The sequence below is a fragment of the Curtobacterium sp. NPDC086286 genome (genome assembly GCF_044746255.1).
Classification (GTDB): Bacteria; Actinomycetota; Actinomycetes; order Actinomycetales; family Microbacteriaceae; genus Curtobacterium.
The window spans coordinates 7403-34071 of the sequence record NZ_JBIVBW010000014.1 but is presented as its reverse complement, the minus strand read 5'-3'; the positions used below and the strand labels follow the sequence as shown (position 1 = coordinate 34071).

Genomic DNA, 26669 nt, shown 5'->3' with positions numbered 1-26669 from the left:
GCGCGGGTGGGGGGGGGCCCGGGGGGGGGGGGGGGTGGGTCCCCCGTACTGACGGGGCCCGGCCCGCCTGTGGTTAACGGGCTCGTCCCGGGGGGGCCCCCCCGGGGGGGGGGGGGGGGGGCCCCCCCCCCCCCCGCCTCCTGGACGGTGGTGACGCTGGCGCGTCAGGCCTTGGCGTCGACCGTGTCGCCCTCGGCCGTGATGCCCATCTCCTCGAGGGAGCGGCCCTTGGTCTCCGGGATCTTCGCGATGACGAAGAAGAGGGAGAGCAGGGCGAACAGCGCGTAGATGCCGTAGGTCACGGTCAGGTTGAAGCCGGACAGGACGGGGAACGTGATGGTGACGAGGAAGTTCGCGATCCAGTTCGCCGCGGACCCGATGCCGAGTGCCGTCGCACGGATGCGGTTCGGGAACATCTCACCGAGCAGGACCCACATGAGCGGACCCCAGGTTGCGCCGAACGACACGACGAAGAGGTTCGCGAAGATCAGCGCGATGACGCCCCACGCACCGGGGAGGTTCGGTTCGCCGTTCACGATCGTCGCCTGCGAGAACGCGATCGCGACCATGAGCAGCGACACGAACATGCCCGTCGAACCCGCGATGAGCAGCGGCTTCCGGCCGAGCTTGTCCACCGTGAAGATCGCGATGAAGGTGACGGCGACGTTCACGACCGAGGTGATGGTCGAGATGAGGAAGGACTGGTCCTCCTTGAAGCCGACCGCCTGCCAGAGCGTCGTCGAGTAGTAGAAGATCACGTTGATGCCGACGAACTGCTGCAGCACCGCGAGGATGATGCCGACCCAGACGATCGGCTGGAGCCCGAAGCGGTTGCCCCGGATGGAGCCCTTCTTCTCGCTGGCCTCCTTCTTGATGCCGTCCTGGATCTCCTCGAGGCTGGTGTTCACCGTGTCGCGCGGCACGATCTTGCCCATCACCTCGCGCGCGTCGTCCGTCCTGCCCTTGGCGAGGAGGAAGCGCGGCGATTCGGGGAGCGTGATGGCGAGGACGCCGTACACGATCGAGGGGATCACGCCGACCAGGAACATCCAGCGCCACGCGGCGAGGCCGAGCACCTGCTCCGAGGCGCCGCCGGCGGTCACCGCGAAGAGCTGGTCGGACAGGAGCGCGGCGAAGATACCGAGCGTGATCGCGAGCTGCTGGAACGAGGCCAGGCGACCGCGGATGGCCTTCGGCGAGACCTCGGAGATGTACGCCGGCGCGATGACCGACGCGGTGCCGATGCCCAGACCGCCGACGAGGCGCCAGATCACGAGGTCCCAGGTGGCGAACGCGAACGCGCTGCCGATCGAGCTCACGAAGAACAGGACGGCGGCCCAGAACATGACGCGCGTGCGACCCCAGCGGTCCGCGAGGCGGCCGGCGAAGTAGGCGCCGAACGCGCAGCCGATGAGCGCCGAGGCCACGGCGAAGCCGCTCGCGGCCTCGGACAGGCCGAACTCGCCCTTGATTGCCTCGACCGCACCGTTGATGACGGACGAGTCGAATCCGAAGAGGAAGCCGCCGACCGCTGCCGCGATGGCGAACAGCGTGACCTTCCCCTTGAAGGCACGGTCTTCGCCGTGCTGCGTTGTCGCGTTCGACACGATGCTCCAGGTTTCCCGCCGCCGTGCGGGATGCTGCACGGTGCCCCGGCGGTCGGCTGGTTCGCCGTCCGAGCGGCGTTGCGTGTTCCGGAGCGGCCCCGACTGTACTCCCGGATCGGGCGCGGGGGCCAACCGGGCGCGCGGGCGGCGGGTGGGCGGTGGGATCCACGAGTCTTTCGACATTCCGCGCGTCGAACCGCTGGTGGAGTGTCGCATTGCTCGTCCGGATCGCTCCCGCTTCCCCTCCACGGTCCAGGAGGCGCGGGTCACCGTCCACAGGACGGGTCGCCTTCGGCGCGATCGGCGCCACGCAACGCGATGCTGGGCGGATGTCGTTCCGTCACCCGGGTCCAGTCGTCGTCGCGTTCCTGCTGCTCCTGTGCCCACTGCAGCACGGGATCGACTCCCGTGCGACCGGGTCACCCATCGCCACGTCATCGCCGGTCCGGAACGACGTCGCCCGTGACCGCCCGACGCCTGCGACGGCGGAGGCACCGTGGGTGTGGCCGACCGGCAGCCGGGTGGTCGGCCGGCCGTGGGAGGCCCCGGCGGACGACTACGCAGCGGGCCACCGCGGGGTCGACGTCGCGGCACCGCTCGAGACCGCGGTGGTGGCCGTCGACGACGGGACGGTGACGTTCGCCGGGCAGGTCGCCGGACGCGGGGTCGTGACGATCGACCACGGCGGCGGGCTCCGGAGCACGGTGGACTCCGTCGCACCCAGGGTCGCGACGGGCGACACCGTGGCGCAGGGTGACGCGGTGGGCGCGGTGTCGGTCGGTCACTGTCCGGCAGCGGACCCGTGCCTGCACCTGGGCGCACGGCTCGACGACCGGTACGTCGATCCGACGCCGTACCTGCCCGCGGCGGCGTGGCCGGTGCTGCTGCCCGAGGCCGCCTGGACGGGGTGAGTCCGGTCAGGCGCGGGGGTGGGCCGTGCGGTAGACCTCGCGCAGCCGTGCGGAGGAGACGTGCGTGTAGATCTGGGTCGTCCCGAGGCTGGCGTGCCCGAGCAGCTCCTGCACGGCACGGAGGTCCGCTCCCCCGTCGAGCAGGTGCGTCGCCGCCGTGTGCCGGAAGGTGTGCGGACCGCTCGGGCCCTCGCCCGGCAGGTCCTGCAGGAGCCGAGCGACGATCCGGTACGCGCCACGGACGCCGAGCCGACCACCGCGGTCTCCGATGAACAGCGCGTCCGCAGCCGGCGCGGCGTTCCGGGCAGCGTCGCCCACCGCGCGGCCGTCGCCCACCGCGCGGCCGTCGCCCACCGCGCGGCCGTCACCCACCGCGCGGCCGTCACCCACCGCGCGGCCGTCACCCACCGCGCGGCCGTCGCCCACCGCGCGGCCGTCACCCGCCGCGCGGCCGTCGCCCGCCTGCGCGCTGGCGAGCAACGCCGGGCGACCACGGTCGAGCCACGCCTCGAGCGCATCGCGTGCGGGCACCCCGAACGGCACGACGCGCTCCTTCCCGCCCTTGCCGAGCACCCGGACGGTAAGCCGGCCCCGGTCGAGGTCCCGCACGTCGATGCCGACGAGTTCGCTCACCCGGATCCCCGCCGCGTACAGGAGTTCCACGACCGCGAGGTCGCGCAGCGCGCCGGGATCGTCGGTCGCAGCCCGAGCGGCCAATCCGTCGAGCATCGTCCGGACCTGGTCGGACGACACCACGCGCGGGAGGTGCGACGCCCCCTTCGGCGCCCGGAGCCGCACGCCCGGGTCGGACGCGATCCACCCGGACTCGCTCGCCCACCGGGTGAACGCACGGACCGACGACGACCGGCGAGCGATGGTGGACCGAGCCAGGCCCCGGTGGTCGGCGTCCCACAGCCAGTCGCGCAGCAGCTCGAGGCCGAGGTCCGACAGCCGATCGACTCCGCGGGCGGTGGCGAACGCGACGAGCTGTTCGAGGTCGTTGGCGTAGGCGCGGACGGTCTGCTCGCTGAGTCCGCGGCCGTGGCGGGCGTGCGCGAGGAACGCGTCCACCGCCACTGCGAGCCGTTCCCCGGTGCGTTCCGTCACCCGCCCAGCGTAGGTCCGACGTCCGTCATCGACGGCACCATCCCTCGGCCAGTGCCACCACCAGCCCCTCGAGCTGCGCCAGGGCGAGGGCGTCCGCCGTGTCGTCGACGGAGAGCCCGCTGCGACGGGCGATCTCCTCCACCGGGAGCGGCCGCCGGTCGAGTGCGTCGAGCGCCCGCGTGACGTGCGGATCCGACCGGGTCCCGAGGACGAGGACCTCCGCCACCGGCGGCGCGTCGTGGACGACGACCGCGGACGCCGCTGCGACCGGGTCGCGGGGCTGGACGACGATCTGCGCGTTGCCGTCGGCGATCAACCGGTGGCACCCGACCGAGGCGGCCGACGCGAAGGGACCGGGCACGGCGAACACCGGACGACCGAGGTGCAGCGCGTGGTGGGCGGTGTTGAGCGCCCCCGACCGAGCAGCGGCCTCGACGACCACCGTCGCCCCGGACAGAGCAGCGATCAGCCGGTTGCGGTGCAGGAAGCGCCACCGCGTCGGCCGGGTCCCCGGTGGCGACTCGGACAGCACCCGGCCCCGTCCGAGCACGTTGCGCAGCAGGTCGTGGTTGCCCGCCGGGTAGAACTGGTCGACACCGCCGGCGAGCACCGCCGTCGTGGGGGTCCCCGCGGCGACGGCGACCCGATGGGCCACGGCGTCGATGCCGTACGCGCCGCCGGACACGATCTCGACGCCGTCGTCCGCCGCGACGGAGGCGATCTCCGCCGTTGCCTCGGCCCCGGCGACGGTGTTCGCCCGGCACCCGACGATCGCGAGCGCCCCGCGGCAGCCGGCTGCGCCGACCGGGTCGTCCAGCTCCGAACGACTCCACAACACGAACGGCGCGTGCGGCCCGAGGTCCTCCAACCCGCTCGGCCACTCAGGCGTGCCCGGGACGAGGAGGCGCGCGCCGACCGCGGTGGCGGACGCCATGGCCGCGACGGCGCGGTCGTCCGCTCCCCCGAGGCGCGGTCGCCACCGGTCGAACGCCGACTCGAGCGCCGCGCGGACCCGGTCGGGGCCGTCGGCGAACGATGCGTCCGCAGCGACCTGCTCGAGGAGTTCGCTCGCGCCGCCCGCGGCCGCACGACGGACCAGCGCGAGGGACTCGGCCGGTCCGAGCGCCGCGGCGAGTTCTCCCGCGACGGCGTCGCCCGGTTCGGCGAGGACGCTCCAGACGACCCGGGCGAGGGTGTCCTCGCCGGACGGCGCGTTCACAGCGCGCTCCGCAGCGTCAGCGCGCGCCGGACCTCGGCGGAGCCCGGACGCTCGACGTCGTCGAGGTCGGCCATCGTCCACGCCAACCGCATGACCCGGTCCCACCCCCGCATCGTCAGCGTGCCGAAGTCGAGTGCCCGGTCGAGTGGTGCCGTCGCGCCCGGCTCTGCCCGACCTTCCGACCGGAGCCACGGCCCGGTGACCTCGGCGTTGCAGGCCCAGCCGGTGCCGTGCAGCCGATCGGCCATCCGACGTCGGGCGGCGGCCACACGCGCTGCCGCCTCGGCCGTGGTGGGCGCGGTGCCCTCCGCCGAGCGGATCGTGCCCGTCGTCACCCGGGGCACCGCCACGCGGATGTCGATCCGGTCGAGGAGCGGTCCGGAGAGACGGCCGAGGTACTTCCGCACCGTGCTCGGGCTGCAGGAGCACAGTGGGCCACCCCGGGTCCCCGCGTTGCCGCACGGGCAGGGGTTCGCCGCGAGCACGACCTGGCACCGTGCGGGGAACTCAGCACTGCCGACGCTGCGGTGGATCGTGATCCGACCGGACTCGAGCGGCTGGCGGAGTGCGTCGAGGACCGCTCGGGGGAACTCGGTCGCCTCGTCGAGGAAGAGCACCCCGCGCGTGGCCCGCGACACGGCCCCGGGGCGGAGGAGCCCCGAGCCCCCGCCGATCAGGGCCATCGCCGACGACGAGTGGTGCGGCGCTTCCCACGGCGGTCGCACGCTCCACGACTGGTTGCCGAGCCCGCTGACGGAGCGGACGGCCGCGACCTCGAGCGCCGCCTCGGGGTCGAGGTCCGGCAGGAGCCCCGGCAGCCGCTCGGCGAGCATCGTCTTGCCGGCACCGGGCGGGCCGAGCAGGAACACGTGGTGTCCTCCGGCCGCGGCCGCGATGACCGCCCGGACGCCGACGGCGTTGCCGATCACGTCAGCGAGGTCGTGCACGTCCGGACGGACCTCTGCCACGGCGGGCTGCAGGACGGGGTCGGTCTCGATCGGCGGCAGGAGCGCACCGGCGGTGATCGCGCTCGCCCGGAGCGACGGTGTGCCGATCACCTCGACGCCCGGCACGATCCGGGCTTCCTCGACGTTGCCGAACGGCACGACGACCGTGTGGATGCCGGCGTCCCGCGCGGCGATCACCATCGGGATGACCCCGGGCACGGGCCGGACCCGCCCGTCGAGTCCGAGCTCGCCGATGTACGCGACGTCGCGGGAGACCTGCGGCGCGATGCCCTCGGCCCCGAGGACCGCCATGGCGATGGCGAGGTCGAACCCGGAACCACGCTTCGGGATCGACGCCGGGGTGAGGTTCACGGTGATCCGCCGCGCCGGGAGCGGACAGCCGGCGACGGCGCTGGCTGACCGGACCCGCTCACGCGCTTCGCCCAGGGCCGCGTCCGGCAGACCGATGATGCTGAAGCCGGGCAGCTGGCTCGTGAGGTGTGCCTCGACCTCGATCACACGACCCTGGACCCCGACGAGCGCTATCGCCGACGCGCGCCCGATGTCCGTCGTCACAGCACACCCGCCACGTGCTCGACCCCGACGCGGTCACCGTCGACGTGCACGGCGACGGCATCGATGCGGATCATCCGCGCCGACACCTCGGGATGGTCCGCGAACCAGGCCGGCACGAGGCGGCGCAGTCGTGTGACCTTCGAGGCCGTGATCGCCTCGAACGGATGGCCGGTCGCGTTCCCCGACCGGGTCTTCACCTCGATGAAGCACAGCGTGCAGGACTGCCACGCGACGATGTCGATCTCCCCGCGGGCGCATCGCCAATTGCGTTCGACGACGCGGAACCCGTGGCGTTCGAGCCATTCCGCGGCCTGTTCTTCGCCGAATCGTCCGAGATTGCTGTTCCGCAGCGGTGTTCGTTCCATGTCGTTGCCTCCGCCACGACGATCCCGGGAATCGAAGCGCCATCAAGTCGCACCTCGACGATTTGTGGACGGGAACCGGCGGACGACGACTTGTGGAGGACAAGGAAGGACCCCGGTCGGCCGAAGCCGTCCGGGGTCCTGCAGCAGGGGCACTCAGTGTGCGGCTGCGTACGCTTCCTGCACCTGGGTGGAGATACGCCCGCGGGTCGAGACCTCGTACCCGTTCTCCTTCGCCCATTCACGGATCTTGGCGAGCTCTTCCGAGTTGCCGCGCTTCGGCGCCGCCTTCGGAGCAGTCCCACCGGAACGGCGGCCGGAGACCTTGCGCGCAGCGGCGACGTAGTCGGAGATCGCCTCACGGAACTTGTCGACGTTGTCGTCGGTCAGGTCGATCTCGTACGACGATCCGTCGAAGGCGAATTCGACGGTCCGACCCGAGCCGGCGGTGATGGGCGTGTCGTCGAGATCGTCGACGAGTTGAACGGTGACCTTCTGTGCCATGGCGTGCTCCTTGTGCAGGGGACGGGAAATCCCCTTCACATTAGCGGGCGGAATGCATTCCGGCACAATTGTCTCGGCGATTCTCAGATTCGCCGAAAAGAAGTGAAGATCACTCGTCGAGCGCGAGTTCTTTCGGCAGCTCGAGTTCGCGGGAAGTGAGTTCCTCGACGTTCACGTCCTTGAACGTCAGCACCCGGACGGACTTCACGAATCGGTCGGAACGGTAGACGTCCCACACCCAGACGTCGTTCATCGTCAATTCGAAGTAGAAATCGTGTTCGGTGTCACGGCGGGCGAGTTCCACCTCGTTGGCCAGGTAGAAACGTCGCTCGGTCTCGACCACGTACCGGAACTGCGACACGACGTCGCGGTACTCGCGGTACAGGGCCAGTTCGACCTCGCGGTCGTAGTCGTCGAATTCGTCGTCATCCATCGCGCCCACAGTCTACGGCGACGGGAGCACCGACGACACACCGCGACCGACCCACACCACAACGCGCGACGGACCCACACGACAACGCGCGACCGACCCGCAGCCCGACGCGCGACCGAACGCGCTCAGCCCGCCAGCGCGTCCAACTCGGCGAACCCGTCCAGCGCCACGCTCGACGCCTGGTGCAACCAGCTCTTCCGGTGCAGCGCGTGCGCCCCCACCGACCGGATCGCGTCGTAGTGCGCTGTCGACCCGTACCCCTTGTTCGACGCCCACGCGTAGTGCGGCGCCTCGTCGTGCGCAGCCGTCATCAGCGCGTCACGAGCGACCTTCGCCACGACCGAGGCCGCAGCGACCGAGGCGCAGTCCCGGTCGGCCTTGACCCGCACCACGACCTCGAGCGGGTCGGACGGCAGCCGGAGCGTCACGGGGACGGCACGGGTGAGCCAGTCGAACGAGCCGTCGAGCACGACCACGGCCCCGTCGAGCGAGAGGCCATCCGCCACGAGGGCCCCGATCGCCGACGCACCGGCCTGCCCGAGCGCCGGCACGATGCCCTGCTCGTCGACCACCGAGGCGGACGCCATCCCCACCGCGGTCCGGGTCCACCGGCGGACGACGGGGTCGAGGGCCTCGCGACGAGCGGCGGTGAGCAGCTTCGAGTCGGCGAGCCCCTGGGGCACGCGGCCGATGTCGAGCGTCACGGCAGCGACCCCGACGGCGACGGGCCCGGCGATCGCGCCGCGACCGACCTCGTCCATCCCGATGACGGTCACCCGGCCATCGGCCAGGAGCTTCTTCTCGAGCCGGAGCGACGGCCGGACGGCGGTCACTTCTCCCGCTCCTCCACGCCCGCGAACACCTCGGGGTGGTCGTCCAGCCAGGTCCACCGGCTCGACGGCCACGAGATGACGAAGGCACGGCCGGTCACGTCGGACAGCGGCACGAACCCCTTCGACGGGGTGTCGCCGTTGTACCGCGAGTCCTTCGAGTCGTAGCGGTTGTCGCCCATCACCCAGATGGTGCCCTTCGGCACGGTCACCGAGAAGTCGGTCCCCGAGGCGCGGGTCTCCCCCGTGGGCAGCTTGAGGTACGGCTCCTTGATCGGCACGCCGTTCACGGACATCTGCCCGAGGTCGTTGCAGCAGGACACCTTGTCGCCGGGCAGGCCGATGACGCGCTTGATGAGGTGGTCGTCGCTGTCGCCGGTGCCGAGGCCGACCTGGGTGAGGAGCCAGTCGATGGCCTTCGCCGGCTGGGTCGTCGGCGTCACGCTCGGCACCTCGGACCCGGTGAGCCACCCGCCCGGGTCCTTGAAGACGACGACGTCGCCGCGCTTCAGGGACACCACGTCGGGCACGAGCTCGTTGACGATCACCCGGTCGTTGATCTGCAGCGTGTTCTCCATCGACGCCGACGGGATGTAGAACGACCGGATCAGGAAGGTCTTGACGAGGAACGAGACGAGCAACGCCGCGATGAAGATGATGACGAGGTCGCGGAGGAAGGTGAGGACACCGTTCCGCTTCTTCTCGACACGGGGCCGGCGCCCGGTTTCGTCAGTCGTGTCCGTCATTTCCGCTCTCGTTCAACCACAGGATCCCGTCGCGGACCGCAGGAGTCCACGAAAAACGGAAAGCCCCCCGTCGATGCACAACCGTACATGGACGAGGGGCCGACAGCGGCGTCCGGCTCGCGGACGCTCACTGTGAAGGCGATCAGGAGTCGCGCTTCTCCTTGATCTTGCGACGGGCAGCCTTGCCGCGGAGTTCGCGGAGGTAGTAGAGCTTCGCACGACGGACGTCACCCTTGGTGACGATCTCGATGTGGTCGATGATCGGCGAGTGCACCGGGAACCAGCGCTCGACGCCGACCTGGAAGCTCACCTTGCGGACCTTGAAGGTCTCGCCGAGGCCGTGACCCTGGCGTCCGATGACGACGCCCTGGAACACCTGGACACGCGAGCGCGTGCCTTCGATGATGTTGACGTGCACCTTGATGGTGTCGCCGGGGCGGAAGTCCGGGACGTCGGTGCGCAGCGACGCTGCGTCGACGTGGTCGAGGAGCTGGCTCATGATTGGGTCACTCTCTGCGGACGCACACGGGTCGCCGCGGATCGAATTCGGTAAGTGAAGGTGTGTGCCCGGTGTCGGCGACTCCCCCGTGGCAGAGTCCAGCCAGGGCACGGCTACCCATCTTGCCACAGCAACCCACGTCCGCAAAACGCGCGAGGATGGTCCCATGATCGAACTCCGCACCCCCGCCGAGCTGGACGGCCTGCGCGCCGCCGGTCGGTTCGTGGCCGACGTCCTCGACGAACTGCTCGACACCGTCGACGTCGGCGTGAACCTGCTCGACCTCGACCGGGTGGCCGCACGGATGATCGCCGACCGCGGCGCGGTGAGCTGCTACGTCGACTACCACCCCTCGTTCGGCAAGTCGCCGTTCGGCAAGCACCTCTGCACCTCGGTCAACGACGCGGCGCTCCACGGCCTGCCGTACGACCGTGTGCTCGTCGACGGCGACCTCGTGAGCCTCGACTTCGCCGCGAGCGTCGACGGCTGGGTCGCGGACTCCGCCGTCACGGTGCAGGTCGGCACCCCGCGCGAGGACGACCAGCGCCTGATCGACACCGTCGAGCGCGCGCTCACCGCGGGTATCGCCCAGTTCCGTACGGGCAACAAGCTCGGCGACGTCTCGTACGCGATCGGTCGCGTCGCGAAGGACGCCGGCTACGACGTGAACCTGCAGTTCGGCGGGCACGGCGTCGGCAGGACGATGCACGGCGACCCGCACGTCCCGAACGACGGCCGGCCCGGGCGCGGTCTCAAGCTCCAGAAGGGGCTGGTCGTGGCGATCGAGCCGTGGCTCATGCAGGGCACCGCCGACCTGTTCCAGGACGACGACGGCTGGACGCTCAAGAGCGTCGACGGCTCGCGCGCCGCGCACGTCGAGCACACGGTCGCCGTGACCGACGCCGGTCCCGAGGTCCTCACCCTGCGTCGCGCTCAGCGCGCCGACGCGACCGCCTGACGGTCCGCAGCCGGCGGCGCACCGAGCCCAGGTGGTCACATCAGGGCCGGGAGGCGCGGTGCGGGCCGCTCCCGCGCCTCCTGTCTCGCAGTGCGCGGCCGGCGCCGAAGCCGCGAAAGCGACAGGTCGCACCCGTGCGGCGCGGTCCGTGCCGCGAGAGCGACAGACGCCCGCCAGCAGGTGGCGCACTGCTGTCGCTTCCGCGGAGCGCGCGTCCGACCGCCCGCGCGCAGCCGCCCGCGCGCAGCCGCCCGCGCGCAGCCGCCCGCGCGCAGCCGCGCACAGCGGCAGCCGCACGCAGCGCCAGCCGCGCGCTACGCGTCCGGCAGCAGATCCGGCCGGACGCGCCGCGTCCGCTCCACCTGCTGCTCGTGCCGCCACGCACCGACGCGGGCGTGGTGCCCACTGAGCAGCACGTCCGGCACGTCGAAGCCACGCCAGGACGCGGGCTTCGTGTACGAGGGGTACTCGAGCAGCCCGTCTTCGTGGGACTCCTCGACGAGGGACTCGGGGTTGCCGACGACTCCGGGCACGAGTCGCCCGACGGCCTCGATCATCGCCATCGCAGCGACCTCGCCGCCGTTCAGCACGTAGTCGCCCAGCGAGAGCTCGACGACCGTGGCGTGCGCCGCGGCCCACTCGAAGACCCGGGCGTCGATCCCCTCGTACCGCCCGCAGGCGAACACGAGGTGGTCCGACGTCGACGCGAGCGAGCGCGCGATCGACTGCGTGAACGGCGTGCCGGCGGGCGTCGGGACCACCAGGGTCGACGAGCCGTCGGGCCGGAACAGCGACTCGAGCGCCAGCGCCCACGGTTCGGGCTTCATGACCATGCCCGCTCCCCCGCCGTACGGGGTGTCGTCGACGGTGCGGTGCCGGTCGGTCGTCCACGAGCGGAGGTCGTGCACGTGCAGGTCGAGCAGGCCGCCGGAGCGGGCCTTGCCGAGCAGCGAGACGTCCAGCACGGAGAAGAACTCCGGGAAGATCGTGACGATGTCGATGCGCACGCGCGCTAGTCCGTCACGGTCTCGGGTCGGGACGTGTCCTCGGGGTCCTCGAACAGGCCCGTCGGCGGCGTCACGGTGACGGTGCCGGCGGCGATGTCCACCGCGGGCACGATCGCCGAGACGAACGGCACGAGGACCTCGCCCCGCGACGGGGTGTCGATGGCGAGGAGGTCCTGCGCCGGCAGGTGGTCGACCCGCGCGACGGTACCGACCTCGACGCCGTCGCGGAGGACCGTCAGCCCGACCAGCTGGTGGTCGTACCAGGCGTCGTCCTCACCGGTCTCGGCGTCGGCGTCCTGCTCGACCCAGAGGATCGCCCGCGCGAGCGTCTCGGCTGCGGTGCGGTCCCCGATGCCCTCGAAGAAGGCGACCGGGTGGCCGTTGTACCAGCGGAGCTCGTCGAGCGCGATGGTCTTGCCGGCCCAGGGCGAGTCGTCCGGGACCTGGAGCGTGAACACGGCTCCGGGCGTGAACCGACGATCCGGGTCGTCGGTGTAGAGCTCGAGCTTGATGCCGCCCTTGAGCCCGTGCGCCTTCGTGATGCGACCCACACGGAGCTGGGTCGTCTCCCTAGGAATCGGTGTCGACCACGTCGACACGCACCCGCTTGCCGTCGGCGAGAGCCGAGACGAGGGTGCGCAGCGCCTTTGCGGTCCGTCCGGCGCGACCGATCACGCGGCCGAGGTCCTCGGGGTGCACACGCACCTCGAGGACCTCGCCCCGCGCGGAGGTGGAACTGGCGACGCGCACGTCGTCCGGGTGATCGACGATCCCCTTGACGAGGTGCGTCAGCGCGGATTCGAGCAAGGAATTACGCCTCGGTCGTCTCTGCGGTCTCGTCGGCCGACTCGGCCGGAGCGGCGGCGGGGGCCGTCTTCTCCGACTTCGGCTTGAGGACGGCCTTCTTGGAGGAGTCCACGACGAACGCCTGCTTGGGCTCGGCGACCTTGACCTTGGACTCGGTGTCCTTCTCGCCCTTGAACTTGGCCCAGTCGCCGGTCAGCTTGAGGAGGGCCGCGACCTGCTCGGTCGGCTGCGCGCCGACGCCGAGCCAGTAGAGCGCACGCTCGGACTCGATCTTGATGACCGAGGGCTCCTCGGTCGGGTGGTACTGACCGATCTCCTCGATGACGCGACCGTCGCGCTTGGTGCGCGAGTCGGCGACGACGATGCGGTAGTACGGCGCCCGGATCTTACCGAGACGCTTGAGACGGATCTTGACAGCCACAAATGCTCCTGTTGCGTGTTGTTGTGGTTGAACCGGACCGCGGGCGTGGGGGCACACACGGTGGAAGCTCGATGAGACCGTGATCCGCTGGATAGAGGGTCGAGCGGACACGATTCGACCGTTCATTCTTGCAGGTTTCCGAGCGAGAAGCGAGTCGGGACGCGCCGTCAGGGTGCGAGTCGTCGAACCGCTTCGAGCGCTTCGGACGTGGCACGCACTGCGTCGACGCTCCGGGCGTCGCGTGCGCCGCCCACGACGGCGTACGGCACACCGGCTGCCAGGAGGCCCGGCTCGAGTCCGTCGGACGGCCCTGCGCCCGCCTCGGCATCCGTTCCGAGCGCCCGCTCCTGCCCGGCGCAGACCACCACGTTGTCCGCGGGGACGCCGCGTTCCTCGCCGTGCTCGTCGCGGATCCAGAGCACACCGGGCTCGATGCGGAGGTACTCCTGCACGCCGCCGACCAGGCGCACGCCGGCGTCCCGGAGCCGGCCGATCGCCACCCAGCGGGAGGTGATGCCGATGCCCTGCCCGAACTTGCCCGAGCGACGGAGGACGGTGACGTCGCCGCCGGGTCGGAGCGTGCGGGTCGCCACGGGGAGCCGCTGCGGCACGTCCCCCACGACGGTGTCCGCGACGTCGAGGTCCCAGCGGACGCCGAACTCGGTGGCACGCCGGGCCTCGTCGGGCGACTCGACGAGGAACGCCGCCGTGTCGACGCCGATCCCACCGCCGCCGATGATCGCGACGGTCCCGGCGGGGACGCCCTCGCGGAGCGCCCGCTCGTAGGACCGGACGTGCGGCAGGTCGGCACCGGGGACGTCGATCGTCCGGGGCACGACACCGGGGGCGAGCACCACGGCCTCGCTCGCGGTGAGGTCCGCGGCCGTGGCGGCCCGACCGAGGTGGATCGTCGCGCCGCGGTCCTCGAGCTCGGCGCGGGCGGCGCGGACCGTCGCCGCGTAGTCCTCCTTGCCCGGCACCAGCGCGGCGAGGTCGAACTGTCCGCCCAGCCGGTCGGACGCCTCCCAGAGGGTCACGGTGTGGCCGCGACGAGCGGCGTCGACCGCGGCGGCGAGCCCGGCCGGGCCACCTCCGACGACATCGACGCGCTTCGGGTCGGTCGTCGGACGGGCGGGGAAGGCGACCTCGCGGGCCGCGCGCGGGTTGACCAGGCACGACACGGGCTGGCCGACGATCGAGCGGTCGAGGCAGGCCTGGTTGCAGCCGATGCAGGTGTTGACGAGGTCGAAGGCGCCGGCGAGCGACCGGTTCACGATCGCGGGGTCGGCGAGGAACGGGCGCGCGAGGGCGACCGCGTCCAGGAGCCCGTCGGCCAGCACGGCCTCACCGTCGCGCAGGTCCGTCATCCGGTTCGACGCGATGACCTTCACGTCCGGGTACGCCGAAGCGCGGACGACGCCGGCGATGCGGGCGGCGTACGCGAGCCACGCGCCGTGCGGCACTGCGGCCTGCACGGTCGGCGTGCGGGACTCGTGCCAGCCGATGCCGACCGAGATCCCGTCGAGGCCGAGGGGCAGCAGCTCGTGCACGAGCGCGTCGACGTCGTCGTCGGTCGACGAGCCGGGCATCAGGTCGGCGCCGGAGAGCCGGATCGTCACGGCGAGGTCCGGTACCGCCCTGCGGACGGCGTCGACGACCGCCACCGTGAACCGACGACGCCGGACCGCGTCCCCGCCCCACTCGTCGTCGCGCAGGTTCGTCAGCGGCGACTGGAACTGGTTGATGAGGTAGCCCTCGGACGCCATGATCTCGACGCCGTCGAAGCCGATGTCCCGCGCGGACCGGGCGGCGTCCGCGAAGTCCTCGATGGTCTGCTCGATCTCGGCGGCGGTCAGCTCGACCGGCACCACGCCACGGGCAGCCGCCCACGGCAACGCGGACGGGGCCACCACGCGCTGGGGTTCCCCGTGCCGGTCGACCATCCCCGACGCGAGCGCGTACCGCCCGGCGTGGAAGAGCTGCGCGAGGATCACCGAACCGGCGTCGTGCACGGCGTCGACCGCGGTACGGAACCGCTCGTCCGCTCCCCCGACGCCGAACACGGCGAAGTCCGGACCACCCCGGGCCTCGTCGCTCACCGCGATGCCGCCGGTGATGATGCACGCGGCACCGCCCGCGGCGCGCTCACGGTAGAACGCCGCCATGCCGGCCCCGCCGTCGTCGTGCACCTCGAGCCCGGTGTGCATCGACCCCATGACCACCCGGTTCGACAGGGTCAGTGGGCCGAGCGTCCACGGCGAGGAGACGACGGCGAGGTCGGGCATGGCGACGGTGCTCATGCGCCTACTCTGCCGTGTCGGCAGCCGAGTCGGCAGCAGCGTCGGCCGGCGGCAGGACCGCGTCGCGCAGCGGGGACGTCGTGTCCGCCCAGAACGGCGGGGCGATCACGGTCAGGCCGCCGTCGACCGACAGCACCTGGCCCGTGATGTAGCCGGCCTTGTCGGAGAGCAGGAAGTCCACCGCGTCGGCCATGTCGTCGGCGGTGCCGGGACGCTGCAGCGGCAGCTTCTCGAACACGGTGTCGATCGGCGCCTGACCGGGCACCTTCGTGTAGAAGTACTCGAGCGAGTCGGTGTCGATGAGCCCGCCGTTGACCGCGTTCACGGTGATCTGACGGGGCCCGAACTCGACCGCCATGTACTTCATGTACGACTCGCTCATGGCCTTCGCGGCACCGAGCGCGGCGTACGTCGGGAACGCGCGGAGCGACCCGTACGAGGTGACCACCACGATGCGGCCGCCCTTGTCCATGAGCTGCGCGGCACGCTGCGCACCGAGGACGAACGAGCGGGCGTTCGTGGCGTAGCTGCGGTCGAGGTGGTGCAGCTTGAGGTCCGCGACGGGCTTGAAGGCGCTCGCGGCGGCGTTCGCGACGAAGTAGTCCAGACGCCCGTACGTGTCGCGGACGAGGTCGAACAGCGCGTCGATCGACTCGGGCTGCTCGATGTCGACCTGCGCCGTGATCCCGTCGCCGCCCGCGGCCTTGACGTCGGCGAGCGACTCCTCGGCCAGGTCGGCGTTGCCCTTGTACGTCACGACGACGGTGACGCCGCGCTGGCCGAGCTTCTGCGCGAGCAGGCGGCCGATGCCGCGGGAGGCACCCGTGATGAGGGCGATGGGAGCAGTGGTTGCAGCCAATGTGTTCCTTGCGTTGTCAGGGCCTGGAGGCGCGGTGCGGACCCGCACCGCGCCTCCAGGCCATGGAGTGGTTGCGGGTCAGAACCCGGCCTGGCCGGTCACGACGGCGCGGCCGACGACCAGCTTCTGGATCTCGTTGGTGCCCTCCTCGAAGCGCTGCGCGCGCGCGTCGCGGTAGACGCGCTCGATGGCGTTGCGCTTCCAGTAGCCCTGGCCGCCGTGCACCTGCAGTGCCTTGTCGGTGACGCGGGCGAGCATGTCGACGGCGACCATCTTCGAGGCGCTGGACAGCGTGCCGGCGTCCGGACGGCCCTCTTCGTAGGCGCGGGCCGCCTCGAGGACGAGGGCGCGCGCGGCGGCGATGTCGGCGTAGTTCTCCGCGACGTAGAACTGGATCGCCTGCCGGCTGGAGAGCTTCTTGCCGAACGTCTCGCGCTTGTTCGCGTACTCGACGGCGAGCTCGTTCGCACGCTCGGCGAGGCCGACGGCGCTCATCGCGACGGACACGCGGCTCGGCAGCAGGAAGCCGCCGAGTGCGACCTCGAGGCCCTGGCCCTCCTCGCCCAGGCGGGCGGAGGCCGGGATCGGGGTCTCGGTGAAGCGGAGGATCGCGTGGTCGGTGCCACGGATGCCCATGGTGTCGGAGTCGTCGATCACCTCGGCGCCGGGCAGGCCGGAGTTCGGCATGAGGAACGCGACGGTGCCGTCCTGGCCCGTGGTGCCCTCGAGGCGCGCGGCGATGAGCCAGTAGTCGGCCTTGACGCCGAACGTGATGAGGTGCTTCTCGCCGTTCATCACGTAGGTGTCGCCCTCGCGGCGGACGGTCGTGCGGATGTCGGCACCCGTGCCCGCGGTCGCCTCGGTCAGCGTGAACGCGACGAGCTTGTCACCGGCGACGCTCGGCTTCACGACCTCGTCGAGCTGCTCCGGCGTCGCGTACGGCTGCATGGCGCGCCAGGTGCCGTTGATGACGTGCACGAGCATGCGGATCGACGCGTGCGAGCGCGACACGATCTCCATGATCTCGAGGTAGCGCGAGAACGGGATGCCCCGTCCGCCGAGCTCGGCCGGGGCGGCGAGCGACAGCCACCCCTTGTCCTTGAGCTCCTGGAACAGCTCGGGCGCGACCTGTCCGGTGCGCTCGATCTCCTCCGCCCACTCCTCGCCGCGACCGCGGACCCACTCGGTCACCTCGGCCTTGAGCTCCTGGAAGGCGGCCTCGGTCTGCGGCTCCATGACCATCGTCATCTGTCAGTTCTCCTTCGTCGCGACGAGCGCGGCTGCCTGCTCGCGCAGGACGTTCTTCTGGACCTTGCCCACCGCGTTGCGCGGCAGCTCGGCGATGTACTCGAGACGCTCAGGCCAGTAGTACTTGCTCACGCCGGCCTTGTCGAGCGCGCGCTGCATCGCGGCGAAGTCGAGCTGCTCCGCACCGGCCGCGGGCACGACGAACGCGCAGGCGCGCTCCCCGAGGCGGGCGTCCGGCATCGCGACGATCGCCACGTCGGTGACGAGCGGGTGCTGGTAGAGCAGGTTCTCGATCTCGACGACCGGGATCTTCTCGCCACCGCGGTTGATGACGTCCTTGACGCGGCCGGTGATGGACAGGAAGCCCTTGGCGTCCACCTTCGCGAGGTCGCCGGTCTTGTACCAGCCGTCCTCGGTGAAGACGTCGTCCGTGAGGTCCTGCCGGTCGAGGTACCCGTCGAACATCGTCGGCGAGTGCAGCTCGAAGTTGCCCTCGGTGTCCGCCGGCAGCTCGTGCCCCTCGTCGTCGACGATGCGGATCCGGATGCCGGGCAGCGCGCGACCGTCGTGGCCGTAGGCGTCCGCCGGGTCGTCGGTCGGGCTGGAGAGCGCCCCGAGGCAGGTCTCGCTCGTACCGAACGCGCCGAGGATCGCGGTGCCGAGGACCGTCGCGGCACGCTGGGCCAGGGCACGGGGCACCGCGGCGCCCGTCGGCACGAAGATCCGGAGGGACTCGGGCTGTCCGGCCCCGGCCTCGACGAGGTCGACGAGGTCGGTCAGGAACGGCGTCGCGCACTGCACGAACGTGGCCTTCGCGGCGCCGAACGCCTGCTCGAGCGCGACGGTGCCGTCCCACACGGGCTGGATGACCTGCGGTGCGCCGAGCCGGAAGGCCAGGAGCATGCCGTACAGGAACCCGGTCTGGTGGGCGAGCGGCGACGGGATGTAGATCCGGTCCTCGCTCGTCAGGCCGGACTGCGCGACGTGCATCGCGGTCGCCAGGCCGAGCGTCCGGTGCGGGTGCTGCACGCCCTTCGGCTCGCCGGTGGTGCCGGAGGTGAAGAGCAGCTGGCAGACGTCGTCCGGGCCGGGCGCGTGGGACAGGATCTGGTCCACGTCCACCTGGACCGAGTCGAGCGCGGTGTCGAAGTAGCGCCAGTTCCACTCGCTCGCGGCGACGCGGTCGGCGGCGTCGGCGGGCAGCGGCGGCTGGTTCGTCGGGCTGTCCGCCTGCCCGCGTGCCTCGGAGCGGAGCACGACCACGTGCTCGACCGACAGGCGGCGCTTCTGGGCCTTCGCCTCGTCGATGACCTCGAGCAGTTCGAGCGCCGGGCGACGCTTCCGGAAGACGTTCGGCAGGAAGACCACGCGGGCGCGGGACCGGGCCAGCGTCATCGTGGTCTCGCGGGGACCGAACACGGGCATGATCGGCGTCGCGACGGCACCGATCTGGATCGCACCGAGGGTGATCGAGACGAACTCGCGCCAGTTCGGCAGCTGCATCGCCACGGACTCGCCCGTGCGGACACCGAGCTCGAGGAGCAGGGCGGAGACCTTGTCGGCCTCGTCCTGCAGCTCGCGCCACGTCGTGTTCACCGGCTCGGGGCCGCCGACCTCGATCACGGCGAGGCCGTCCGGGTCCTGCTGGGAGAGTGCGCGGACCTTCTCGCTGAGGACGAGCGGGTCGGCGTCGACGCCGGCGAGCTCGGGCAGCGCGCTCGTCACCGTCTCCTGCTCATCCCCCAGGTCCGTGCTCTCCGCAGCGGCCTCGGCGGCGTCGATCCGGTCGTCGCGGGCGATCTGCGCCTCGGCGCCGTCGCCGACCTCCATGTCGAGGCCGACCGAGTTCATCGCCTCGAGGAAGGTCGGGTACGAGATCCGGTAGGCGCGCGGGTAGGTGAGGGCGGAGACGCCGTCGGCCTTCGACGCGGCGACGGCCAGGGACATGAGCACGCGGTGGTCGTTGAACGAGGACATCGGCGACCCGTGCAGGTCACCCGGACGGACACCGGTGACGCGCAGCTCGTCGGCGCCCTGCTCGGCGCGGCCGCCCAGTCGGTTGAGCTGGAGCATCGCCGCGACGCGGTCGGACTCCTTCAACCGGATGTGCGCGACGTTCCAGAGCCGGGTCGTGCCCTCGGCGAAGGTCGCCATCGTGGACAGGATCGGCAGCAGGTCCGGGATCGGCTGGCAGTCGATGTCGAGGGGGCGCAGCGGGGAGCCGTCGTGCTCGATGCGCACGAAGCCGGTCTCCTCGTCGATCCGCATCGGGACGCCCATCGCCGTGGCGAGGTCGAGGAACTCGCTCTCCGGGTGGTCGGTCTGGGCGGTGGTGAACGCCGTCATGCCGCGGAGCAGCACGTTCGACTCGCGGATGCCGGCCGCAGCGATGCCGAACGCGGCCGAGCCGATGTCCGGCGGGATCACGTAGTCGTGCGGGGTGGCCTGCTGGTTCGCCGGGATCCGGTACTCGAGCCAGTCGTCGGACACCTCGACCGTGAGGCCGAACTGGCGCATCATGCGCACGGTCAGCTCGACGTACGGCTGCTCGTTGAGCCGTCCGCCGGTGATGTGGATCCGGGTCTCCTCCTCCGCGAAGGGCGCGACGAGGAGCAGGCCGGAGATCCACTGCGACAGGGTGCCGGCGATCTGGACGTCGCCGCCGCGCGGACGCTTCGGCTGCACGGTCACCGGCGGGCAGTCGTTCGTGGCCTCGAGCTCGATGCCCATCTGGGTGAGCGAGGTGAGCAGGGCCTTGATCGGGCGGCGCTGGAAGTACTTCATGCCCGAGAGGGTCATCGGCTTGTCCGCCAGCGACGCGAGCCCCGTCATGAAGTAGAGCGTGGTGCCCGAGGAGCCCATGTTGAGGAGCCCGTCGGCGCCCCGGGAGCCGTGGTCGACGACGTCGGTGGCCTCGTACCGACCGCCGAGGCCGGTGACGTGGTACTCGTTCCCGCGACGCTTGACGTCGACGCCGAGGGCGCGGAGCGTGCCCACGGTCCACTCGACCTGCCGGGTCGCACTGATGCCGGAGACGATGCTCGTCCCCTTCGCCAGCGACGCGAGCACCAGCGCGCGGTGCGCGTGGTACTTCGAGACCGGGATGTCGAGTTCTCCGACGAGCGGTGCGTTCGTCCCGCGCACGACCAGCTGCATGCCTACCTCTTCCCTGTTGAGCGTTACTACGGTACGCCCGGTGTGGATCGTCTGTGAATCGGATCCGCACGACCGGGAGTGCGGTTCCTTGTGCGTGTCCGACAAGGAGCCGGGCAGGATGTACAGCATGGACATCCGTTTCACCGAGTCCCGCCCGTCGACCATCGGCGTCGAGTGGGAGCTCCCCCTGGTCGACCGGGACACCGGCGACCTGACCCCGCGTGCCCCCGCCGTGATCCAGGCGGTGCAGCAGCGGCTCGGCGACCACGACCGGGTGACCGAGGAGCTCCTGACGAACACGGTCGAGGTCGTCACCGGCGTCCACTCGCGGGTGAGCGGTGCCACGAGCGAGCTGTCCGGCATCATCGGCGAGGTCGTCGACGCCGCCGAACCCCTCGACGCGCAGGTCATGTGCGCCGGCACCCACCCCTTCGCCGTGTGGGACCAGCAGGAGATCACACCGGACAGCGAGCACTACACGACCCTCATCGACCGCACCCGGTGGTGGGGCCGTCAGATGCTCATCTGGGGCGTGCATGTCCACGTCGGCATCGACGACCGCGACAAGGCGCTGCCGATCCTCGGCGCGATGCTCGCGTACGTGCCGCACCTGCAGGCCTTCACCGCCTCGAGCCCGTTCTGGGCCGGCACCGACACCGGGTACGCCTCGAACCGCGCGCTGATGTTCCAGCAGCTGCCGACCGGTGGCCTGCCGCCGGCACTCGGCGCGTGGGCGAACTTCGAGGAGGTCGTCGACGACCTCACCCGCACCGGCGTCATCGAGGGCGTCAAGGACCTCCGTTGGGACATCCGCCCGTCGCCCGGCTGGGGCACCCTCGAGAACCGCGTCTCCGACGGCATCTCGACCCTGCACGAGGTCGGGGCCGTGACCGCGCTCGTCCAGTGCCTCGTCACCGAGATGTCCGACCGGCTCGACGCCGGCGAGACCCTGCCGACCATGCAGCCCTGGTTCGTCCGCGAGAACAAGTGGCGCGCGGCCCGGTACGGCATGGAGGCCGAGATCATCACGAACGCGGCCGGCGACGAGCGGCTCGTGACCGACGAGGTGCACGACCTCGTGCAGCGGCTCGACCCGGTGGCGGACCGTCTCGGGTGTCAGCAAGAGCTGCACCACCTCGACACGATGATCGCGGACGGCGCCTCCTACCAGCGGCAGTTGCAGGTCGCGCAGGAGAACGGCGGAGACCTGCGCGCCGTCGTCCGGCACCTGGTCACCGAGCTGCGCGACTCGCTCTGACCGTCACCGTCCGACGGACGGGAGGCGCGGTGCCGGCCGGCACCGCGCCTCCAGTCCTGGGGGACGTGCGGGAGTGCGATCGCGAGCCGCGTCAGCGACCCAGGAACTTCTGCAGCGACGCGAGCTCTTCCTCGGTCGGCGCCTTGCCGCCCTTGCCGCCGCCGAGCCCGAGACCGGACCCCTTCGGCGCCTGCTGCGGCGCCGCGGCCGCACCCGCGGCGAGCGCCGCACGCTTCGCCGGGTTGCCGACCTTGGACTTCTTCTTGCCGCCCTGCTGCTGCTTCTTGCCGCCGTGCATGCCGGGGATCGGCCCCATGCCGGGCATCTGCGGGACGCCACCGCGGGCGACGGTCTTCATCATCTTCGCGGCCTGCTCGAACCGGTTCACGAGGGCGTTGACCTCGGTCACTGTGGAGCCGGCACCCTTGGCGATGCGGAGGCGGCGGGAGCCGTTGAGGAGCTTCGGCAGCTCGCGCTCCTGCGGGGTCATCGACTGGATGATCGCCTCGGTGCGGACGATCTCGCGCTCGTCGAAGTTGTCGAGCGCCTCGCGCATGCCCTTGGCGCCGGGGAGCATGCCGAGCATGCCCTTGATCGAGCCGGCCTTGCGGAGCTGCTGCATCTGCTCGAGGAAGTCGTTGAGCGTGAACGAGTCGCTCGCGATCTTCTCGGCGACCTTGCGCGCTTCTTCCTCGTCGAAGGCACCCTGCGCCTGCTCGATGAGGGAGAGGATGTCGCCGAGGTCGAGGATGCGGCTCGCCATGCGGTCCGGGTGGAACGGCTCGAAGTCGTCGAGCCCCTCGCCCGTGGAGGCGAACATGATCGGACGGCCGGTCACGCTGGCGACCGACAGGGCCGCACCGCCGCGGGCGTCGCCGTCGAGCTTCGAGAGGACGACGCCGGTGAAGTCGACGCCTTCCTGGAAGGCGCGGGCGGTGTTGACCGCGTCCTGACCGATCATCGCGTCGATGACGAAGAGGACCTCGTCGGGGTCGACGGCCTTGCGGATGTTCGCGGCCTGCTTCATGAGCTCGGCGTCGACGCCGAGACGACCGGCGGTGTCCACGATGACGGTGTCGTACTGCTGGTCGACCGCGGCCTTGATGGCGTTCTTCGCGACCTTGACCGGGTCGCCGACGCCGTTGCCGGGCTCCGGCGCGAAGACGTGCACGCCGGCCTGTTCGCCGACGACCTGCAGCTGCTGCACGGCGTTCGGACGCTGGAGGTCCGCCGCGACGAGCATCGGCGTGTGGCCGTCCTTCTTGAGCCACTTGCCGAGCTTGCCGGCGAGCGTGGTCTTGCCGGCGCCCTGGAGGCCCGCGAGCATGATGACCGTCGGGGGCCGCTTCGCGAACTCGAGACGCCGCTGCTGGCCGCCGAGGATGCCGACGAGTTCCTCGTTGACGATCTGGACGACCTGCTGCGCCGGGTTGAGCGCGCGGTTGACCTCGTCGGAGAGGGCCCGCTCGCGGACGGCTGCGGTGAACGCCTTGACGACCTCGAGCGCGACGTCGGCGTCGAGGAGCGCCCGCCGGATCTCGCGGACGGTGCCGTCGACGTCGGACGGAGTCAGCCGACCCTTGCTCCGCAGGTTGCGGAAGGTCTCGGTCAGCCGATCGGAGAGTGAACCGAATTGCGCCATGATCCGTCGATTCTACAAGGCCCCGCCCGGACGCTCTCGCCCGTTCACCGCAGGAGGACGCCCTCGGCGAGTTCCACCGTCGTGCCGAGCCCGAGATCGACCACCACCGGAGCCGACGACGGGACTCGGTCGAGGGTCGGGAACCACTGCCGACCGGACGACACCAGGATGAGCAGCCCGTCGACGTCGCCGACGGGGGCGAAGTCGGGCCCGGGCGGGTCGGCGTAGGGGTCGAGTCCGTGCTGGCGGAGGGCCTCGACCGCCCCGGGGACGTCCGGGACGGCGATGCCGACCTCACTGACCGACACGAGCAGCGGGGCGAGCGGCGCGCGGTGCCCGTCGGCCGGCGCGGCCTGTCCGTCGGCCGGCGCGGCCCGCCCGGCGGCCGGCACGGCGTCGGGGAGCTCCCGTCGCTCGATGAGCTCGAGCAGCTGCCGGTCGGGCCCCTCGAAGTACACCGACCGCGAGTCCCAGCCCGCCGGCCCCTCGAACTCGTCGACACCGTCCGCCCCGAGTACCGTCGCGACCTCGGCCACCCGGCGCTTCGCGTCCGCGAACGTCCCGGTCGGGATCGTGAACGCGAGGTGGTGCGCCCCGGTCATCCCGTCGAGCACGCGGAAGACGAGCTGCGACGACCCGACGGTGACCCGGACCGAGTCGTCGTCGGCGAGCACGGCGCACCCGAGTCGCTCGTAGAAGCGGACGGTGTCGTCGAGGGAGCGGGTGGCAAGCTGGACCTGGCGGATGTGCATGGCCCCACCCGACACCCTCAACCGCGCTTCAGGTCAAGCCCCGGACTACTGTCCGACGCATGCACCTCCGGGAGATCGACCTCGGCGGCTGGGCCCGTGCCGCTGCCGTCGCACTGCTCTGCGGGTTCGCCGCCGCCGTGTTCGCGTCACGGTTCGCGATCCCGGTGTCGACCGTCGTGGCCGTCGGCATCGGCGCGGGGGTGCTCGTGACCGTCCTCGTCGTCGTCGCCTGGGCCACCATCGGCGGGTACGCGATCCAGCGGGCACTGCGGGAGTGGGTTCGAGGGGGTCCGGAGCCGGTCGGCGTCCCCACCCGACGGCGGGTCCGGTGGCTCGCGCACTTCGTGGACCGGACCAGCTGGTTCGCGTGGCTCTCCGCGGTCCTGGCCGTCCTGTTCCTCGCACCGGCCGTCTCGCAACTGGCCGGTGCGACCGACTGGCAGGACGTCGTGCTCGCGCTCTTCCCCGGGGTGCTGTGGGCGGGCATCGCGGTGCACGTCTTCGCGGTCGAACGACGCCACCTGTCACGGGCTCGTGCGCTGTACGAGGAGGAGCTCCGCACGGCAACGTGGCAGGACGTCCGCGTGCCGTGAGCTTCGAACACCCCTCGACGTCGTTGTTGGACGGAGTACAGAAACTGTCGTAGCCTGGCGCGCATGCCGGAACTCGACATCGTGCGCCCGTCCGGGTTGCTGGACCACGCCGAGGGACTCGCACTGCAGCGGGCCCTCCACGCCGACGTCGTCGCCGGCCGCTCTCCCGGGGCCGTCGTCCTGTGCGAGCACCCGTCCGTGTACACCGCCGGGCGCCGCACCGAACCGTCCGACCTGCCGACGGACGGCTCCCCCGTGGTCGACGTCGACCGCGGCGGGCGGATCACCTGGCACGGACCGGGGCAACTCGTCGCGTACCCGATCGTCCGGCTGGCCGAGCCACTCGACGTCGTCGCCTGGGTGCGGGACCTCGAGCAGGTCATCGTCGAGGCGGCGGCCGCCGTGGGTGTGCTCGCCGAGCGGGTCCCGGGACGCAGCGGCGCCTGGGTCCCCGGCCCGGCCGGTGCCCCGCACGCCAAGGTCGGCGCGATCGGCCTGCACGTCGCCGAGGGGGTGACGAGCCACGGCCTCGCGATCAACTGCACGAACAGCCTCGACGCCTACGCCGCGATCGTGCCGTGCGGGATCAGCGACGCGGGGGTGACGACCCTCAGCCGCGCAGCCGGTCGCACCGTGACGGTCGACGAGATCGTCCCCGTGGTGCTCGACCGCCTCCGCGCCGCCGAGCGGGGCATGCACTCCGGACACCGGATCAGCAGCGCCGCGGGCACGCCCGCCACCACGTCCGCACGACAGGAGACCCTCGTATGACCCTCGCCCCTGAAGGCCGCCGGATGCTCCGCGTCGAGGCCCGCAACGCCGAGACCCCGATCGAGACCAAGCCGGCGTGGATCAAGACCCGCGCCACCCAGGGCCCGGAGTTCCGCGAGCTGTCCGGCCTCGTGCGGAGCAAGCAGCTGCACACCGTCTGCCAGGAGGCCGGCTGCCCGAACATCTTCGAGTGCTGGGAGGACCGCGAGGCCACCTTCCTCATCGGCGGCTCGCAGTGCACGCGCCGCTGCGACTTCTGCCAGATCGACACCGGCAAGCCCGAGCCGCTCGACCGCGACGAGCCCCGCCGGGTCGCGGACTCCGTCGCCGAGATGGGCCTGAAGTACGCCACGGTCACCGGCGTCGCCCGCGACGACCTGCCCGACGGCGGCGCCTGGCTCTACGCGGAGACGATCCGCCAGATCCACGAGCACTCCCCCGGCACCGGTGTCGAGATCCTCGTGCCCGACTTCAACGGCCGCCCGGACCAGCTCGGACAGGTGTTCGACGCCCGCCCCGAGGTCTTCGCCCACAACGTCGAGACCGTGCCGCGCATCTTCAAGCGCATCCGCCCGGCGTTCACCTTCGAGCGCTCCCTCGACGTCATCACACAGGGACGCGACGCGGGGCTCGTCACGAAGTCGAACCTGATCCTCGGCATGGGCGAAGAGCGCATCGAGATCGAGGACGCCCTGCAGCGGTTGTACGACGCCGGCACGGACATCATCACGCTGACGCAGTACCTCCGCCCGTCGCCGCGGCACCTGCCGGTCGCGCGGTGGGTCGCACCCGAGGAGTTCGTCGCCCTGCGCGAGGTCGCCGAGGAGATGGGCTTCGCCGGGGTCCTCGCCGGGCCGCTGGTCCGGTCGTCCTACCGGGCCGGGCGCCTCTGGGCGCGTGCCACGGTCGCCCGCGGCGGCACGGTGCCGGAGCACCTGTCGCACCTGCTCGACGCGACGCCGGGTCGCCAGGCCGTCTGAGCGGTGGGACCGGACGGACGACGGACGGGAGGCGGGGGGGCCCCCGGGCCCCCCCCCCCCCGGCCGCCCCCCCCCCCCGGGGGGCCCCCCCCGCCCCCCCCACCCCCACACGGGCGGCGTGCGCGCGCCCCGGGCGCCCCCCCCGGTGTGCTCCAGGGGGGCGGCCCCCCCCCGGG

26 protein-coding genes are annotated in these 26669 nt (G+C 71.7%); 6 read left to right on the top strand and 20 right to left on the bottom strand.

Going from position 1 to position 26669, the window contains the following annotated elements; all coding sequences use genetic code 11:
* Nucleotides 1–164: 164 nt before the first annotated feature.
* Entirely contained in the window at nt 165–1607 is a 1443-nt protein-coding gene (locus ACIPKM_RS18475; protein WP_402737303.1) for a sugar porter family MFS transporter, read from the bottom strand.
* Between the two features lie 329 nt (nt 1608–1936).
* On the opposite strand from ACIPKM_RS18475, the gene ACIPKM_RS18470 reads away from it, so the two are divergent.
* Nucleotides 1937–2518, top strand: a complete 582-nt coding sequence (locus ACIPKM_RS18470; RefSeq protein ID WP_402737302.1) for a M23 family metallopeptidase — start codon at nt 1937–1939, stop codon at nt 2516–2518.
* 6 nt (nt 2519–2524) lie between these two features.
* Here ACIPKM_RS18470 and ACIPKM_RS18465 read toward each other — a convergent pair whose 3' ends face one another.
* From ACIPKM_RS18465 to rplS, 9 genes are all read right to left on the bottom strand, one after another.
* Entirely contained in the window at nt 2525–3625 is a 1101-nt protein-coding gene (locus ACIPKM_RS18465; protein ID WP_402737301.1) for a tyrosine recombinase XerC, read from the bottom strand.
* A gap of 25 nt (nt 3626–3650) precedes the next feature.
* The gene (gene dprA / locus ACIPKM_RS18460) at nt 3651–4844 is read right to left on the bottom strand and encodes a DNA-processing protein DprA (RefSeq protein WP_402737300.1); all 1194 of its coding nucleotides are present in this window, start codon (nt 4842–4844) and stop codon (nt 3651–3653) included.
* Nucleotides 4841–6367 carry a YifB family Mg chelatase-like AAA ATPase gene (locus ACIPKM_RS18455; protein WP_402737299.1) on the bottom strand — a complete coding sequence of 509 codons (1527 nt, stop codon included), beginning with the start codon at nt 6365–6367 and terminating at the stop codon, nt 4841–4843. The genes dprA and ACIPKM_RS18455 overlap by 4 nt, the downstream gene beginning before the upstream one ends.
* Nucleotides 6364–6732, bottom strand: coding sequence for a YraN family protein (locus ACIPKM_RS18450; protein ID WP_402737298.1), 369 nt, complete (start codon nt 6730–6732; stop codon nt 6364–6366). Before ACIPKM_RS18450 ends, ACIPKM_RS18455 begins: the two co-directional genes overlap by 4 nt.
* Nucleotides 6733–6885: 153 nt before the next feature.
* A complete protein-coding gene (locus ACIPKM_RS18445) occupies nt 6886–7233 on the bottom strand; it encodes an Lsr2 family protein (protein ID WP_070416398.1) in 348 nt (115 codons plus the stop codon).
* A gap of 109 nt (nt 7234–7342) precedes the next feature.
* Nucleotides 7343–7666: a DUF2469 family protein gene (locus ACIPKM_RS18440; protein WP_070419101.1), complete on the bottom strand. Its 324-nt coding sequence runs from the start codon at nt 7664–7666 to the stop codon at nt 7343–7345.
* Between the two features lie 125 nt (nt 7667–7791).
* Nucleotides 7792–8499, bottom strand: a complete 708-nt coding sequence (locus ACIPKM_RS18435; RefSeq protein WP_309888869.1) for a ribonuclease HII — start codon at nt 8497–8499, stop codon at nt 7792–7794.
* Nucleotides 8496–9242 carry a signal peptidase I gene (gene lepB, locus ACIPKM_RS18430; RefSeq protein WP_070416400.1) on the bottom strand — a complete coding sequence of 249 codons (747 nt, stop codon included), beginning with the start codon at nt 9240–9242 and terminating at the stop codon, nt 8496–8498. Before lepB ends, ACIPKM_RS18435 begins: the two co-directional genes overlap by 4 nt.
* Before the next feature lie 142 nt (nt 9243–9384).
* Entirely contained in the window at nt 9385–9741 is a 357-nt protein-coding gene (rplS, locus tag ACIPKM_RS18425; RefSeq protein ID WP_022905818.1) for a 50S ribosomal protein L19, read from the bottom strand.
* Nucleotides 9742–9907: 166 nt separating this feature from the next.
* Here rplS and map point away from each other — a divergent pair, with 166 nt between their 5' ends.
* Nucleotides 9908–10699, top strand: a complete 792-nt coding sequence (map, locus tag ACIPKM_RS18420; RefSeq protein WP_402737297.1) for a type I methionyl aminopeptidase — start codon at nt 9908–9910, stop codon at nt 10697–10699.
* Nucleotides 10700–11013: 314 nt separating this feature from the next.
* On the opposite strand, the gene trmD is transcribed toward map, so the two are convergent.
* The 8 genes from trmD to aroA all read right to left on the bottom strand — a co-directional run bounded on the left by trmD (nt 11014) and on the right by aroA (nt 20497).
* Nucleotides 11014–11706: a tRNA (guanosine(37)-N1)-methyltransferase TrmD gene (gene trmD, locus ACIPKM_RS18415; RefSeq protein ID WP_070416402.1), complete on the bottom strand. Its 693-nt coding sequence runs from the start codon at nt 11704–11706 to the stop codon at nt 11014–11016.
* A 5-nt stretch (nt 11707–11711) separates the two neighbouring features.
* Nucleotides 11712–12257 (bottom strand): ribosome maturation factor RimM, encoded by a 546-nt coding sequence (rimM, locus tag ACIPKM_RS18410; protein WP_022905821.1) that lies wholly within the window; start codon nt 12255–12257, stop codon nt 11712–11714.
* Nucleotides 12258–12276: 19 nt separating this feature from the next.
* Entirely contained in the window at nt 12277–12513 is a 237-nt protein-coding gene (locus ACIPKM_RS18405) for an RNA-binding protein (RefSeq protein ID WP_022902329.1), read from the bottom strand.
* Between the two features lie 4 nt (nt 12514–12517).
* A complete protein-coding gene (rpsP, locus tag ACIPKM_RS18400) occupies nt 12518–12934 on the bottom strand; it encodes a 30S ribosomal protein S16 (RefSeq protein WP_070416404.1) in 417 nt (138 codons plus the stop codon).
* Between the two features lie 167 nt (nt 12935–13101).
* Nucleotides 13102–15234: an FAD-dependent oxidoreductase gene (locus tag ACIPKM_RS18395; protein ID WP_402737296.1), complete on the bottom strand. Its 2133-nt coding sequence runs from the start codon at nt 15232–15234 to the stop codon at nt 13102–13104.
* A gap of 4 nt (nt 15235–15238) precedes the next feature.
* The gene (locus ACIPKM_RS18390; RefSeq protein ID WP_402737295.1) at nt 15239–16093 is read right to left on the bottom strand and encodes an SDR family oxidoreductase; all 855 of its coding nucleotides are present in this window, start codon (nt 16091–16093) and stop codon (nt 15239–15241) included.
* Nucleotides 16094–16171: 78 nt separating this feature from the next.
* Entirely contained in the window at nt 16172–17341 is a 1170-nt protein-coding gene (locus tag ACIPKM_RS18385; RefSeq protein ID WP_071302165.1) for an acyl-CoA dehydrogenase family protein, read from the bottom strand.
* Nucleotides 17342–17344: 3 nt separating this feature from the next.
* Nucleotides 17345–20497, bottom strand: a complete 3153-nt coding sequence (gene aroA / locus ACIPKM_RS18380) for a 3-phosphoshikimate 1-carboxyvinyltransferase (protein ID WP_402737294.1) — start codon at nt 20495–20497, stop codon at nt 17345–17347.
* Nucleotides 20498–20615: 118 nt separating this feature from the next.
* Between aroA and ACIPKM_RS18375 the strand changes: the two genes are divergently transcribed.
* Nucleotides 20616–21755 (top strand): glutamate--cysteine ligase, encoded by a 1140-nt coding sequence (locus ACIPKM_RS18375; RefSeq protein WP_217637395.1) that lies wholly within the window; start codon nt 20616–20618, stop codon nt 21753–21755.
* A gap of 91 nt (nt 21756–21846) precedes the next feature.
* On the opposite strand, the gene ffh is transcribed toward ACIPKM_RS18375, so the two are convergent.
* Both ffh and ACIPKM_RS18365 read right to left on the bottom strand, forming a co-directional pair.
* The gene (ffh, locus tag ACIPKM_RS18370; protein WP_022905829.1) at nt 21847–23397 is read right to left on the bottom strand and encodes a signal recognition particle protein; all 1551 of its coding nucleotides are present in this window, start codon (nt 23395–23397) and stop codon (nt 21847–21849) included.
* Nucleotides 23398–23441: 44 nt separating this feature from the next.
* Nucleotides 23442–24149, bottom strand: a complete 708-nt coding sequence (locus tag ACIPKM_RS18365) for a hypothetical protein (RefSeq protein ID WP_402737293.1) — start codon at nt 24147–24149, stop codon at nt 23442–23444.
* A gap of 59 nt (nt 24150–24208) precedes the next feature.
* Here ACIPKM_RS18365 and ACIPKM_RS18360 point away from each other — a divergent pair, with 59 nt between their 5' ends.
* The 3 genes from ACIPKM_RS18360 (at nt 24209) to lipA (ending at nt 26493) form a co-directional block, all read left to right on the top strand.
* Nucleotides 24209–24742, top strand: coding sequence for a hypothetical protein (locus ACIPKM_RS18360; protein WP_402737292.1), 534 nt, complete (start codon nt 24209–24211; stop codon nt 24740–24742).
* 63 nt (nt 24743–24805) lie between these two features.
* Nucleotides 24806–25513: a lipoyl(octanoyl) transferase LipB gene (gene lipB, locus ACIPKM_RS18355; protein WP_402737291.1), complete on the top strand. Its 708-nt coding sequence runs from the start codon at nt 24806–24808 to the stop codon at nt 25511–25513.
* Nucleotides 25510–26493 carry a lipoyl synthase gene (lipA, locus tag ACIPKM_RS18350; protein ID WP_083413783.1) on the top strand — a complete coding sequence of 328 codons (984 nt, stop codon included), beginning with the start codon at nt 25510–25512 and terminating at the stop codon, nt 26491–26493. The genes lipB and lipA overlap by 4 nt, the downstream gene beginning before the upstream one ends.
* The last annotated feature ends 176 nt before the right edge of the window (nt 26494–26669 follow it).